This window comes from Brevundimonas sp. (genome assembly GCF_036677305.1).
Lineage (GTDB): Bacteria > Pseudomonadota > Alphaproteobacteria > Caulobacterales > Caulobacteraceae > Brevundimonas.
In genome coordinates this window covers 1-13571 of record NZ_JAKFEB010000093.1, presented here as the reverse complement: position 1 = coordinate 13571, position 13571 = coordinate 1, and the positions used below count along the sequence as shown (strand labels likewise).

Genomic DNA, 13571 nt, shown 5'->3' with positions numbered 1-13571 from the left:
CCATATCGGGATGACAGTTCGGGCCTGCCCCCGCAGACCACCCGGTTCCGGCTTGTGGATAACTCATTAGAGCTGACCGATCAACGATTTGTTAGGCATCCCGGCCGGTTTCGGCGCGGGACGATCAGATCGTGACGTTCAACTTCCGGGCCAGGGATTCCAGTTCGCCGCGGATCGATCCGGCGGACGAGCCGAGCAGGTTGGCCATGCCCCGGCGCGCCGCGCCCAGGTCGGCGGACAGGATCATCCGCTTGACCGGCCCGACGCCTCCGGCCGGGGCCGACAGCCGGGTGTAGCCGAGGGTCAACAGGGCGAAGGCCTCGAGGGGCTTGCCGGCCAGTTCGCCGCAGACGGAGACGGGCGTGCCGGTGTCGGCGCATTTCTTCTGGATCTCGGCCAGGGCGCGCAGGGCCGGGGGCGACAGGGGATCGTAGCGCTCGGCCACCAGCGGGTTCGTGCGGTCGGCGGCGAACATGTACTGGAACAGGTCGTTGGTGCCGATCGAGACGAAATCCGTCAGCGGCAGCAGGGCGTCCAGGTGCCACAGCAGGCTGGGGCATTCGATCATGGCGCCGACGCGCAGCAGGGCCGGCAGGGACCGGCCGCGGCGGCGGGCCCATTCGCACTCGACGTCGACGAGTTCGCGGGCGGCCCGGAACTCGTCCACCGTGGCGATCATGGGGAACATGACGCGCAGCTCGCGCCCGGCGGCGGCGGCCAGCAGGGCGCGGAGCTGGAGGCGCAGCAGGCCGGGCCGGTCGAGGCCGAGGCGGATGGCGCGGCGGCCCAGCGCCGGGTTCTCTTCCCGCTCGGTCTCCAGATAGGGCAGGACCTTGTCGCCGCCGATGTCGAGGGTGCGGAAGGTGACGGGCCGGTCGCCGGCGGTGTCGAGGACGAGCTTGTACAGGGCCGTCTGGCTGTTCAGCCGGGGCAGTTCCTCGGACACCATGAACTGGAATTCGGTGCGGAACAGGCCGATGCCCTCGGCCCCGGTGGCGTCCAGGTTCTCGAGATCGACGGCGAGGCCGGCGTTGGTCAGGACGGTGATCCGGGTCCCGTCGAGGGTGACGGCGGCGACGTCGCGCAGCTTGGCGAACTCGGCCTGACGCTCGCTGCGGACCAGCATGCGCGACTGGATCGCGGCCAGCATGTCCGGACGGGGGCGCAGATAGGTCTCGCCGGTCTCGCCGTCGACGATGACCAGATCGCCTTCGGACAGGCGGTCGCGCAGGCCCATGACGCGGCCGACGCAGGGGATCTGCAGCGCGCGGGCGACGATGGCGGCGTGGCTGGCGGCGGAGCCCTCTTCCAGCAGCAGGCCGCGCAGCTTGTGGCGCGGATACTCCAGCAGGTCGGCGGGCCCGAGGTTGCGCGCCACCAGAATGGCGTCGTCGGGCAGTTCGCGCTCGCCCGGCCGGTCGCCTGCGAGAACCCTGAGGAGTCTGTTCGCCAGGTCCTCGAAGTCGTGCAGCCGTTCCTTGATGTAGGGGTCGCGGGCCTGGGCGAAGCGGGCGCGGTGCTCGTTGCGGACGCGGTCGACGGCGGCCTCGGCCGTCAGGCCGGTGCGCACGGCCTCCTCCAGCGACCGGTTCCAGCCGCGGTCGTCCGCGAACATGCGGTAGGTTTCCAGGACCTCGAACGACTGGCCGGCCAGCTTGCCCTGACCGCCGTCGAGGATGGAATCGATATTGGCCTTGAGCGCGACCAGACCCTCGCGCAGGCGTATTTCCTCGACCTGCTGGTTCTCGGCCAGAAGGTTCTCGGGCGGCACGGGGGCCTCGTGCAGGACGACGTGGCCGTAGGCGAGGCCTTCGGCGAAACGCTGGCCCTTGAGCCGTTCGGGACGGTGCGGCGCGACCTCGATGTCGCGCAGTTCGTCCTGGGCCAGCAGTTCGCCAGAGGCCACGGTCTCGGCAAGGACCATGGCGATGGTCTGGATGTCCTCGACCTCTTCGTCGTCATAGCGCCGCTCGGAGCGGTTCTGGACGACGAGGACGCCGATGGCGCGGCCGCCACGCAGCAGGGGGGCGCCGAGGAAGGCGTGATAGGGGTCCTCGCCGGTTTCCGGGCGGTAGGCGAAGCTGGGGTGGGACGGGGCGTCCGACAGGCTGATGGGGGCGGCGCTGCGCGCGACCTCGCCGACCAGACCCTCGCCGGGACGCAGCCGGGTCTTGTGCACGGCCTCGGGGTTCAGGCCCTGGGTGGCGAACAGTTCAAGCTCGCCCGAGGCGCGGCGCAGATAGATCGAACAGACTTCGGCGACCATCGACTGGGCGATGGTGCGCACGACCATGTCGAGACGCTCCTGCGCCGGAGCCGCTCCGGCCATGGCCTCGCGGATCTGGCGAAGGAGGTTGCGCGGCCCCCTCGTCGTCAATCCGCCAACCGGCATGGCCCCTCCGAACTTCAGCGCCGCAGATGGGCGCCCTCAACCCTGTTTTCTAGACCGCTTCCAGTCCGTAAGCCGAATGAAGCGCACGAACGGCCAGCTCCGCATAGGCCGCATCGATCAGCACGCTGATCTTGATCTCGGACGTCGAGATGGCCTGGAACTTCACGCCCTTGTCGGCGAGGGCCCGGAACATGGTCTGGGCGACGCCCGCATGGCTGCGCATGCCGACGCCGACGACCGAGACCTTGGCCACGTCCTCGTCGACGCGCAGCTCCTCGAAGCCGATCTCGTGCTGGGCCGCGCGCATCAGTTCGGCGGCGCGGGCGGCGTCCCGGCGGCCCGTGGTGAAGGTCAGGTTGACCGCCCCCTCGCTGCGCGCCTGCGACTGGACGATCATGTCGACGTTGACGTTGGCGTCGGCCAGGCGGGTGAAGACGTCGGCGGGCGCCTCGACCCGGTCGGACAGGCCCAGCAGGGTGATGCGGGCCTCGTCGCGGCTCATGGTGACGCCGGACACGATGCGTTTTTCCACGATTTCCTCCTCGTCGCAGATCAGGGTGCCGGCGTTGGCGGGCAGGGCCCCGTTCTCGTCGGGTTCGATGAAGCTTGATAGCACGCGCAGCGGCACCTGTTTGGCCATGGCCAGTTCGACCGAGCGGGTCTGAAGGACCTTGGCCCCGAGGGACGCCATTTCCAGCATCTCCTCATAGGAGATCTTCGCCAGGCGGCGGGCGCGGCTCTCGATGCGGGGGTCGGTGGTGTAGACGCCGTCGACGTCGGTGTAGATGTCGCACGGGCAGTTCAGCGCCGCGGCCACGGCTACGGCCGAGGTGTCGGAGCCGCCGCGTCCGAGCGTGGTGATCCGGCCCGAGCGGCTGACGCCCTGGAAGCCGGGAACCACGGCGATCTCGCCCCCGTCCATGGCGGCGCCGAGGACCTCGCCGGGCACGTCGTCGATGCGGGCGCGGCCGTGGGAATCGTCGGTCAGGATCGGGATCTGCCAGCCCATCCAGGTGCGGGCGTTCAGCCCCATGTTGCGCAGGGTCAGGGCCAGCAGACCCGCGGTGACCTGTTCGCCCGAGGCGACGACGACGTCGTATTCGTCGTCGGACAGTTCGATGCCTTGCGCCGGACGGCCCGCGCCATCGGTCCAGGCGACCAGCTCATTCGTCTTGCCGGCCATGGCGGACACGACGACGGCGACCTGTTTGCCGGCGGCGGCCTCGGCGGCGACGATGCGGGCGGCGCGGCGGATGCGTTCGAGGTCGCCCATGGACGTGCCGCCGAACTTCATCACCAGTCGTGCTGTAGCTGGCCGCGTCATCGTGGCGGTTCGTCCCGTCTTGCGTGGAAGGCCGCGCGGGTTCATCCCTCGGCCCATGGTCGCTTCTAACGACACGGTATCGGCGCGCAAACCCCAAAGCCGCCCGCAATTCAACGATCAGGCCGAGGGGCCGTCGATCGATCCCGCCGACGTGGCGCGCTTTTCGGCCCAGGCGGCGGAGTGGTGGGACGCGCGCGGGCCGTTCGCGCCGCTGCACAAATTCAATCCGGCGCGGCTGGCCTTCGTCCGCGACAGGGCGGCGGAACGGTTCGGACGCGATCCGAAGACGCGCGCGCCGTTCGCCGGCCTGACCCTGCTGGACGTCGGCTGCGGCGGCGGGCTGATCGCCGAGCCGATGCGGCGGATGGGGTTTGACGTCACCGCCGTCGACGCCTCGGCCGAGAACATCGGCACGGCGCGCGCCCATGCGGAACAGCAGGGGCTGGACATCGCCTATCGCGCCGCGACCGTCGAACAGCTGGAGGCGGAAGGGGCGGGGCCGTTCGACGTGGTCCTGACCATGGAGGTGATCGAGCATGTGGCCGATCCCGAGGCCTTCGTCCGCGCCTGTTCGCGGCTGGTGAAGCCGGGCGGGATGATGGTCGTGGCCACCCTGAACCGGACGCTGAAGTCGCTGGCGCTCGGCAAGATCGCGGCGGAATACATCCTGCGCTGGGTGCCCGAGGGCACGCACGACTGGAGCCAGTTCCTCAAGCCCGACGAAATCCGGCTGATGCTGTCGGCCGAGCCGGTGGCGGTCGCCGGGCCCTATGGTCTGGCCTATGATCCGTTCACGGATCGCTGGAGCGAAACGACGGACGCCGGGATCAACTATATGATGGTCGCGACGCGGGACTGACGCGGGAGACTTCGCCTGACGGTCAGTTCCCGATCGTGTCGAGGTCCCGGCCCCGGGTCTCGGGCAGCCAGAGCAGGCTGACGATCACCGCCACGACCGTGAAGGCCACCGAATACCAGAGGCCGAAATAGATGTTCCCCGAGGCCGCCACCAGGGCGAAGCTGGCGGCGGGCAGCAGCCCGCCGACCCAGCCCGTGCCGATGTTGTAGGGTAGGCTCATCGCCGTATAGCGCACCCGCGTCGGGAACAGCTCGACCAGGGCGGCCGCCTGCGGGCCGTACAGGGCCGTGGCCGCGATCATGAAGATCATCAGGATGGCGAAGACCAGGGGCATGTTGATCCGCGCCGGATCGGCCTTCGCCGGATAGCCTGCCTCGACCAGCGCCGCCTTGATGCGGGTTTCGACGTCGGTTCGGGCCGCCTTCAGCTCGGCCGGCGCCAGGCCGGCGCCCTCGATCGAGGCCACCTCGGTCGCGCCGATGCGGACCGTGGCCGCCGATCCCGCGATCGCCTCGGTGTTGCCGTATGAAACGCCGGCGTTCGACAGCACGCTCTTGGCGATGTCGCAGGAGCTGGCGAAGGCGGCCTTGCCGATCGGATCGAACTGAAGGGCGCAGGTCGCGGGGTCGGCGATCACCGTCACGGGCGAGGCCGCCTGGGCTTCGGCCAGCGCCGGATTGGCCGCTTTCGTCAGGGCGTGGAAGCCGGGGAAGAAGGCGACCAGCGCCAGGATCATGCCGAACAGCATCACCGGCTTGCGGCCCAGCCGGTCGGACAGCCAGCCGAAGAAGACGTACAACCCGGCCGAGGCCACGGTCACCGCCAGCACCAGCTGGTCGACGGTGTTGGTGTCGACCTTCAACACCCGTTCCATGAAGAAGCGGGTGTAGAAATAGCCGCAATACCAGACGGCCCCCTGGGCGATCATGACGCCGAACAGGGCGATCAGCACGAACCGGCCGTTGTTCCACTGGAAGAAGGCCTCCTTGTAGGGGGCGCGGTGGTCGCTGTCGGACGCCTCGGCCTCCATGCGCTGATAGGCCGGGCTCTCGTTGAGCTTCAGCCGGATCCACAGCGAGACCGCCAGCAGCAGGGCGGACAGCAGGAAGGGGATGCGCCAGCCCCAAGCGTCGAAGGCCTCGACGCCGACGATCTGGCGGGTGATCAGGATGACCGACAGGGCTCCGATCAGGCCGAAGGCGGCCGTGGTCTGGATCCAGCCGGTCAGCAGGCCGCGCTTCCTCGGCGGCGCGTGCTCGGCGACATAGATGGCCGCCCCGCCGTACTCGCCGCCCAGGGCGAAGCCCTGCAGCATCCGCATGATCAGGAGAAGGATGGGCGCGGCCAGGCCGATCTGGCTGTAGTCGGGCAGCAGGCCGATCGCCACCGTCGCCACACCCATCAGGGTGATGGTGACGAGGAAGGTGGTCTTGCGTCCGGTGCGGTCGCCGAACCAGCCGAAAACCAGCGCGCCCAGCGGCCGGACCACGAAGCCCAGGCCGAAGGTCAGCAGGGCCATGATGTAGGCGACGGTCTCTCCGGCGTCGGCGAAGAAATGCCGCGCGATGATGGTGGTCAGCGAGCCGAAGACGAAGAAATCATACCATTCGAACGCGGTGCCCGCCGCCGAGGCGGTGACCACAGTCTTCAGGCCGGGTCCTGCCCGGGTCTCCGCCGCTTCCGTCATCGATCGCTCCCCCGCGTGTCGGTCCGGCGTCTCTGCGGACGCCTGTGCGGGGATGCTAGCGGCCCGGGGAGGGCGCACACAAGCGAAAGCCCGTCAGCGGGGGGATGCTGACGGGCTCTCTTCAACCGATCCGCGTGTCGGGGGAAACGCGGTCGGGATTCCTTACGTCGGCGATCGGCCGACGATCAGATCAGCAGGTCTTGCCGTCCGCGCAGTTGGCGACGGCGGTTCCGGCGGCCGAGACGTCCTCGCCGGCGCCGGCGACGGTGTTGCAGGCGGCGGTGGTCAGGGCGGCGGCGGCGGCGAACAGGACAAACAGTTTGCGCATGGGGTGAACTCCTTCGGGCCGGGGAGGCGGCGTCTGGAGTATCAACGTTGCGGGCCGGACGAGGTTCCCAGGTCCGCCGGGTCCGTCGGCGCGACGGCCTCGGGCGTGGCGAAGGTCAGGCGCGCGATGGTGCCGCCCTCCGGCGCCGCGATCATCTCGACCTCGCCCCTCAGCTGTTTGGCGAAGGCGCCCATCAGGGTGCGCCCGACGCCGGCGCGGAAGGTCTCGCTGACGCCCGGCCCGTTGTCCTGGACCTCCAGCACGCTCCTGTCGCCGCGGACATTGAAACGGACCTTCAGGTCGCCGCCCCGGCCCGCGAAGGCGTGCTTCTGGGCGTTGGTCACGGCCTCGACCAGCCACAGCGCCAGCGGGGCCAGCTTGTCGGGGTCGACGACCAGCGAGTCCGCCTCGACCGAGGAGGTCACCACGATGCCCCGCCCCGCCTCGCTGGCCACCAGCTGGCCGACCAGTTCGGTCAGGAAGATGCGCGCGTCGGCGTAGCGCAGGTCGTCGCTCTGGTAGAGGGTGCGATAGATCAGGGCCAGGGCCGAGATGCGCTGACGCGTGTCGCCGACCGCCGCCTTGGAGGCCGGGTCGGTCAGGGCCCGCTGCTGCATCGACAGCAGCGACGAGATGATCTGCAGGTTGTTCTTCACCCGGTGGTGGATCTCGCGCATCAGCGCGTCCTTTTCCGCCAGCGAGGCGGTCAGGGCGGCGTCGCGGGTGACGATGGACTCGGCCAGTTCGTCCAGGGTGCGGGCCAGGACGCGGATTTCGGCGGGCGCGTTCATGGCCTGAAGCGGGCGCACGTTGAACCGGCCCCGGGCGTAGATGGCGGCGATCCGTTCCAGATAGTTCAGCCAGCGAATGACGATCCGTTCGCTGACCAGCATCACCGCCCCGAAGGCGATCAGCCAGGCCAGAAGGGGCATGAGCAGGGCGCCGACCGGATTCAGCCGGGCCCAGGACAGCAGACCGGGCGCGGGCGCCGACAGCAGGGCGTAGACGTCGCGTCCCGCCAGGGCGGCGCCGGCGTAGACGCGGTGGCGGCCCTGGATGTCGTCCGCTTCGAAGATCGCCGAGGCGCCGGATCGCGCGCGGCCGACCCAGCCGGTCAGGCTGTCGCCGCCGGACAGGACGAAGGCGTCGGCCTCGGTCGCGGTGAGCAGACGCCCGTCGCCATCGGTCAGGGCCGCCTGCGACCCCTCCGGCAAGGCGGGATCGTCGACATCGGGCTGCAGACTGGCGAGAGGCAACAGCGCCACCATGGCGCCGTCGAAGGCGCCCAGCGGCCGCTCCAGCCGGATGGCCACGATCATGCCGGGCGAGCGGCCCGCGACGGTGGGCGCGCGGGCCAGGACCATGCTCTCGCCGGCCTTCAGCCGCAGGAACCAGGGACTGACGGGCGCCTGTTCCAACCAGGCGGGCGAGGCCTGGCTGAGAGCCCGCGAGGCGCACAGGGACGCCCCGGTCGGGGTCAGCCGCGCCAGGCCGTCCAGATCCTCGAGTCGCTCGACCAGATCGGTCAGGCGCGGCTCGCAGAAGATCTCCAGAGCCTCAGGACGCAGCGCCTGGAGCAGCACGCCGGTGCTGTCGAGATGGGATTTGGCGTTGGCCGCGGTTCGTTCGGCGGCCAGCTGCAGGTCGGATCGCCGCTCGATATCCTGCGCCCGGAAGGCGGACTGGGTCTGGAAGGCGCCCAGGACCAGAATCGGCAGCAGGGCGATGGCCATGGCCCAGCCCAGGCGGAAACGGATGCCGTGGAAATGCGGCGGGCCCAGAGTGCGGCCCATTCCCTTGGCCAAGGCTCGTCCCAACCGGACCACCCGGTCAGTCCTGCCGGACGCTGCTCAGGCGATCAGCGGCGGCGAGGATGGAACGCATGGCGTCGCCGGCGGCGCGGCCGTCCCGGGCGTAGCCGCCTTTTTCGAGCGTGGCCTGCAGGGCCTTGCGGGCGCGGGACACGCGGCTTTTCACCGTGCCCACGGCGCATTGGCAGATCTCGGCGGCCTCTTCATAGGCGAAGCCGCCGGCGCCGACGAGGATCAGGGCCTCGCGCTGCTCTTCCGGCAGGGTGGCCAGGGCCAGTCGCAGCTCGTCCAGAGCGACGGGCGATTCCGGGTCGTCGACCGCCACCAGGGTGCGTTCGGCCGCTTCCTGGTCCAGTTGCGACTGGCGCCACGAGCGGCGCTTTTCGGAATAGAACTGGTTGCGCAGGATCATGAAGGTCCAGGCCTTCATGTTGGTGCCCATCTGATAGCTGGCGCGGGCGTCCCACGCCTTCATCATGGCGTCCTGCGCCAGGTCGTCGGCGGCCGTCGGATCGCCCGTCAGCGTGCGGGCGAAGGCGCGCAGATGCGGAATCAGCGCGACCAGCTCCCTCTTGAAGGCGTCGTCGTCAGCTGAGGGAGGCTTGGGCGGCGGGTTGGTCGCACCGCTCATGAGCCGCTCCCGCCGGACGAACGCTCGTCGGCGCGCCGCAGGATGTCCAGGAACTCGTCCGGAACCTGCTCGTTCACGATCTCATCGAACATATGGCGCAGCTTCACGCCGATCGCCTGCTGGCGAAGTCGAGCTTCCTCCAGGCTTGCGCCGCCCTTGGGCGGGCCCTTGCCCGGAGGGTTGGAATTATCTGTCATTGAAAAAACGGCCGCCACCCTGACGAAAGACTTATTGCGAAGGGCCAAACGCCACTCAGGCTAGCGGGTTCCTGGGTCTCTGACGAATAATGCTCAAGCTTGTCGTCCGGACGGGAACCGTGGCGTATTTGATACGTTGACCGGGCTGCTCAGGTTCCAGTCGGGAACCGCCTTATGTCGGGGATTTTGTTTTATGAGCCTGCTGGCCCGCCTTGCGCCGCATCTGCCTTATGTCCGTCGCTACGCGCGGGCGTTGACCGGTGATCAGACCACCGGGGACAACTACGTCCGCGTCGCCCTCGAGGCGCTCGCCGCCGGTGAGCGGCAACTGCCCGCCGACATGACTCCGCGGGTCGCCCTGTATCACGTGTTCCACGCCATCTGGACCACCACGGGCGCCCAGCTGGAAGACAAGAGCGGGCTGGAAAACCGCAACGACGACGCCTCGCGCCGTCTGATGCGGATCGCCCCGCGTTCGCGCCAGGCCTTCCTGTTGACCGCCCTGGAAGGGTTCACCCCGTCCGAAGCCGCCCAGATCCTGGACGCCGACGCCTTCGACGTCGAACGCCTGATCTCGGAAGCTCAGTCGGACATCGACGCCGAACTGGCCACCGACGTCCTGATCATCGAGGACGAGGCCATCATCTCGGCCGACATCGAAAGCCTGGTGAAGGAACTGGGCCACCGCGTCACCGGCACCGCCACCACCCATGACGAGGCCGTCGACGCCGTCGCCCGCCACCGTCCGGGCCTGGTCCTGGCCGATATCCAGCTGGCCGACGGATCGTCGGGCATCGACGCGGTCAAGGACATCCTCAAGCGGATCGACGTGCCGGTGATCTTCATCACCGCCTTCCCCGAGCGTCTGCTGACCGGCGAACGGCCGGAGCCGACCTTCCTGATCACCAAGCCCTTCCAGCCGGAAACGGTGAAGGCGGCGATCAGCCAGGCGCTGTTCTTCCATCCGTCGCGCCAGAAGGCGGCGGCGTAAGCCTTCTCTCCGGACAAAGGAAAAGCCCCGGTCGCAGGACCGGGGCTTTTTTTGTCGGCCGGCGCCGCCTCAGTGAGGCTGGGCTTCAGCCTCTGCGGGCGGGGCGACAGCGGGCGCATTGACGTTCGGGGCTTCGCCGGCGGGCGGACTTGTCGGCTCGCCGGCCGCAGTCGTCGGCGCGTCGGCCGTCGGCGGCGTGGCTGCGTCGCCCTTGAAGGCCTGGGCGTCGACCGCCTGATCCCCGTCGTTGGCGTTGGTGGCGGCGAAACCGCCCTGGCTGACGAACCACATGCCCAGCAGCAGGATGGCGACAGCCGCCAGAGAGACGACCAGAAGGGTCAGAATCCGCACGCCGCCTCGACCGCCGCGAACGTACTGGGCCTCGACGGGGCGGCCTTCATGGACGGCGTCGGCCGCCTTGTCGTGGGGAGATTCATGGGTCATGGCTCGGCTCCGTCAGGGCTGGGATAGGCCTGATGAACGCACCGTCCAGCGTAGCCGTTCCGGGCCCCGTCCTCCGGGCGAAAAAATCCTTCCAGGACCCGGAACCGAAGCCCCGGGCCTCCGTTATCGAAATGCGGAGGCGGCGACGCCCCCCCGACTTGAGACTGGAGAAATCCAGTCTGTCGCCTCCGCGCCTCATTCTCGATGATGCGACTCAAGGCGGACCCGAAACGGTCCGCCTTTTTCTTTGCTCCGGCTGGACAGGCGACCCGGCTTGCTGACTATGGCGCGTCCACAAAGAAAACCCGGAGATCGTCATGGCTCGCGTCAATCGTCAGTGGGTGCTGCGCCAGCGCCCCAAGGGCCTCATCAAGGCCGGCGATCTGGAACTGGTGGAAGCGCCCGTTCCCGCCCTGAAGGAATCCCAGGTCCTCGTCCGCACCGTCTATCTGTCGCTGGACCCCACCAACCGCACCTGGATGAATGACGCGGAAGGCTATCTGCCGCCGGTGCCGATCGGCGGGGTGATGCGCGGCCTGACCCTCGGCGTGGTCGAGGAAAGCCGGTCCAGCCGGTTCCGGGCCGGCGACGTGGTCACGCCCCTGTCGGGCGGCTGGTCCGACTATGCGGTGGTCAACGAGATGGAGCTGCGCCCGGTGCATCGCGCGCCCGGCATGCCGTTGACCGCCAATCTCAGCGTCCTGGGCATGACCGGCATGACCGCCTATTTCGGCGTCACCGACGTGCTGAAGGCCAAGGCCGGCGAGACCATGGTCATCTCCGCCGCCGCGGGCGCCGTGGGATCGATCGCCGGCCAGGTGGCCAAGGCGCGCGGCTGCCGCGTCATCGGCATAGCGGGCGGTCCCGAAAAATGCCGCTGGCTGACAGAGGAGCTCGGGTTCGACGCCGCGATCGACTACAAGAACGAGGATGTCGGCGAGGCCCTGGACCGCCTGGCCCCGGACGGCGTCGACCTGAATTTCGAGAACGTCGGCGGCGACATCATGATCGCCGTCTTCAACCGGCTGAAGACCCACGGCCGGATGGCCGTCTGCGGCCTGATCTCGGCCTATAACGCGACGAAGATGCCGCCCTCGCCCAATTTCTCGCGCATCATCACCCACCGGCTGAACGTCCAGGGCTTCCTCGTCCTCGATTACGTCCACAGGGGTCGCGAGATGGTGGCCGAGATGGGCCCCTGGCTGGCTGACGGCACGGTGAAGTGGAAGGTCCACGTCGACGACGGCCTCGAGGGCGCGCTGGGTTCGCTGAACCGCTTGTTCACGGGCGACCATGACGGCAAGCTGCTGGTTCGCGTATCCGAAGAACCGACCGCCTGACGGGACTGGACATGACCGAGCCGCTGCACGTCCATTTCGAAGACCTGGGCGTCGGCGAGGTGATCTCCCTGGGCGCCTGCATGGTCGATGCGGCGGCCCTGGACGTCTTCGTCGAACGGTTCTCGCCGGGCTGGGACATCTCGTATGGCGCGCCCGACGCCATGGTCTATGCGCTGTGGAGCCGGATCTTCGCCGACAAGGCCTCGGGCTGGGCCCAGTCCAAGGTTCTGGCCGTCGACGGCCTGCGCTTCATGCGTAATCCGCCCCCGGGCGAACTGATGCGCGGCCGCATGACGGTGATGGGCAAGGATCCGGTCGGGGACGAAAAGGGCATCGTCATCGCCCAGCACGACCTGCTCGACGAGGCGGGTCGGCTGGTGTTCTCGTGCCTGACCCGGGCGCTGCTGGCCCGGCGCTGACGCGCCGAGTGGCTAGTGGAGCTCGGCCGTTTTTGGATCGCCAAGGAAAAGCCCCGCCCGGGCGAACCGGACGGGGCTTCTTTTTGTTCTTCTGGAAGCGAGTGGCGCGGGCTTCACTAGCCACTAGCCACTAGCCACTAGCCACTAGCCACTAGCCACTAGCCACTAGCCACTAGCCACTCTTACGCGTTGCCGGCGGCCGGCTGCGAAGCGGCGGCCTTCTGGAAGGCCATGGCGATCAGGCGATCCCAGCCCAGCAGCGAGACCAGGTGGGCGTAGATCTGGCCCAGGGCGCCGTTGTCGCGCAGTTCGGCCAGCTTCTTGGCCGACAGGGCCTTCAGCTTCTCTTCCGAGACGGCGTAGTACTCCGCGATCTTCTGGGCCGGGGCGACGCTGCCGTCCGGGTTGCGCGGCGTGAAGATGGCCTCGCGCGTGTCCAGAAGGTCCATGTCGGTCAGCAGCTTGAGGAAGGCCTCGGTGCGCAGGCGCTCCTGCTCGAAATTATTGCAGAACTCCATCGCCTGCTGGGTGTAGGGCGACGGCTGGCCGTCGACGAACAGCGGCGTCGAGCCGCCTTCCTTGATGAAAGGCGCGGCGCGGTCGACGCACAGGATCATGCGGTTCTGCGCATCGTCGTTGGCGAAGACGAACGGATAGCGGCGGACGTAGGCCGGGATGTAGGCCTCGGCGCGGAACTCGCCGTCATCGCTGACGAACAGGTTCTCGCCGCCGCGCAGGGCCATCACGGCGACCGGCTGCTTGTTCTCGCCGACGAAGATCACCGGATAGGTCAGGGCCGCGGGTGCGAACTCCGTCACCATCAGCGGCACCAGATTGGTCTGGGCGACGAAGGCGTAGGGCTTGTCGACGGCGTCGACCCCGAGGGCGCCATGGACTTCGAGCGACAGCGGCTCGGGCTGTGCGTAGAACAGAACATTGCCCTGCAGGGGCGAGGCGGCGGTTGTATCGGTCATGAACGCGATCAGGCTCTGGAAGTAAGGGAAGCGCGCTTCTAGCGCAGTCCCAACAGCGCCGCAAACCGGCTCGCCCGGCCGGCGTCGGACGCGGTTAACAGGCGCTCGTCAGAAGCGGTAGCTGACGCCCACCCTCAGGTTCCGGCCCGGCAGGGGCGCGACGTCCTTGAGGAA

General features: G+C 68.7%; 13 protein-coding genes. 4 read left to right on the top strand and 9 right to left on the bottom strand.

Features of this window, described 5'->3' with window-relative positions; genetic code table 11:
* Window positions 1-124 precede the first annotated feature (124 nt).
* On the bottom strand, window positions 125-2392 hold the full coding sequence (gene ptsP / locus V6M42_RS05690; protein WP_332661057.1) for a phosphoenolpyruvate--protein phosphotransferase: 2268 nt from the start codon (window positions 2390-2392) through the stop codon (window positions 125-127).
* 49 nt (window positions 2393-2441) lie between these two features.
* Window positions 2442-3716: an aspartate kinase gene (locus V6M42_RS05685; protein ID WP_332677731.1), complete on the bottom strand. Its 1275-nt coding sequence runs from the start codon at window positions 3714-3716 to the stop codon at window positions 2442-2444.
* Between the two features lie 55 nt (window positions 3717-3771).
* Here V6M42_RS05685 and ubiG point away from each other — a divergent pair, with 55 nt between their 5' ends.
* Entirely contained in the window at window positions 3772-4575 is an 804-nt protein-coding gene (gene ubiG, locus V6M42_RS05680; protein ID WP_332677729.1) for a bifunctional 2-polyprenyl-6-hydroxyphenol methylase/3-demethylubiquinol 3-O-methyltransferase UbiG, read from the top strand.
* 22 nt (window positions 4576-4597) lie between these two features.
* On the opposite strand, the gene V6M42_RS05675 is transcribed toward ubiG, so the two are convergent.
* From V6M42_RS05675 to nepR, 5 genes are all read right to left on the bottom strand, one after another.
* The gene (locus V6M42_RS05675; RefSeq protein ID WP_332677727.1) at window positions 4598-6262 is read right to left on the bottom strand and encodes an MFS transporter; all 1665 of its coding nucleotides are present in this window, start codon (window positions 6260-6262) and stop codon (window positions 4598-4600) included.
* 190 nt (window positions 6263-6452) lie between these two features.
* On the bottom strand, window positions 6453-6590 hold the full coding sequence (locus tag V6M42_RS05670) for an entericidin A/B family lipoprotein (protein WP_332661052.1): 138 nt from the start codon (window positions 6588-6590) through the stop codon (window positions 6453-6455).
* Window positions 6591-6631: 41 nt separating this feature from the next.
* The gene (phyK, locus tag V6M42_RS05665; protein WP_332677725.1) at window positions 6632-8383 is read right to left on the bottom strand and encodes a sensor histidine kinase PhyK; all 1752 of its coding nucleotides are present in this window, start codon (window positions 8381-8383) and stop codon (window positions 6632-6634) included.
* Window positions 8384-8420: 37 nt separating this feature from the next.
* The gene (locus V6M42_RS05660; RefSeq protein ID WP_055831750.1) at window positions 8421-9032 is read right to left on the bottom strand and encodes a sigma-70 family RNA polymerase sigma factor; all 612 of its coding nucleotides are present in this window, start codon (window positions 9030-9032) and stop codon (window positions 8421-8423) included.
* Window positions 9029-9229 carry an anti-sigma T factor NepR gene (gene nepR, locus V6M42_RS05655; protein ID WP_332677755.1) on the bottom strand — a complete coding sequence of 67 codons (201 nt, stop codon included), beginning with the start codon at window positions 9227-9229 and terminating at the stop codon, window positions 9029-9031. The genes V6M42_RS05660 and nepR overlap by 4 nt, the downstream gene beginning before the upstream one ends.
* A gap of 193 nt (window positions 9230-9422) precedes the next feature.
* Between nepR and phyR the strand changes: the two genes are divergently transcribed.
* Window positions 9423-10220 (top strand): anti-anti sigma factor/receiver protein PhyR, encoded by a 798-nt coding sequence (gene phyR / locus V6M42_RS05650; RefSeq protein ID WP_332658668.1) that lies wholly within the window; start codon window positions 9423-9425, stop codon window positions 10218-10220.
* 69 nt (window positions 10221-10289) lie between these two features.
* Here the strand turns inward: phyR and V6M42_RS05645 are convergent, their stop codons facing one another.
* Entirely contained in the window at window positions 10290-10664 is a 375-nt protein-coding gene (locus V6M42_RS05645; protein ID WP_332677723.1) for a hypothetical protein, read from the bottom strand.
* Window positions 10665-10981: 317 nt separating this feature from the next.
* Between V6M42_RS05645 and V6M42_RS05640 the strand changes: the two genes are divergently transcribed.
* Together V6M42_RS05640 and V6M42_RS05635 are read left to right on the top strand one after the other, a co-directional pair.
* The gene (locus V6M42_RS05640) at window positions 10982-12004 is read left to right on the top strand and encodes an NADP-dependent oxidoreductase (RefSeq protein WP_332658670.1); all 1023 of its coding nucleotides are present in this window, start codon (window positions 10982-10984) and stop codon (window positions 12002-12004) included.
* An 11-nt stretch (window positions 12005-12015) separates the two neighbouring features.
* Entirely contained in the window at window positions 12016-12423 is a 408-nt protein-coding gene (locus V6M42_RS05635; RefSeq protein ID WP_332658671.1) for an acyl dehydratase, read from the top strand.
* 182 nt (window positions 12424-12605) lie between these two features.
* On the opposite strand, the gene V6M42_RS05630 is transcribed toward V6M42_RS05635, so the two are convergent.
* Window positions 12606-13397, bottom strand: coding sequence for a SapC family protein (locus V6M42_RS05630; RefSeq protein WP_332658672.1), 792 nt, complete (start codon window positions 13395-13397; stop codon window positions 12606-12608).
* Window positions 13398-13571: the final 174 nt, after the last annotated feature.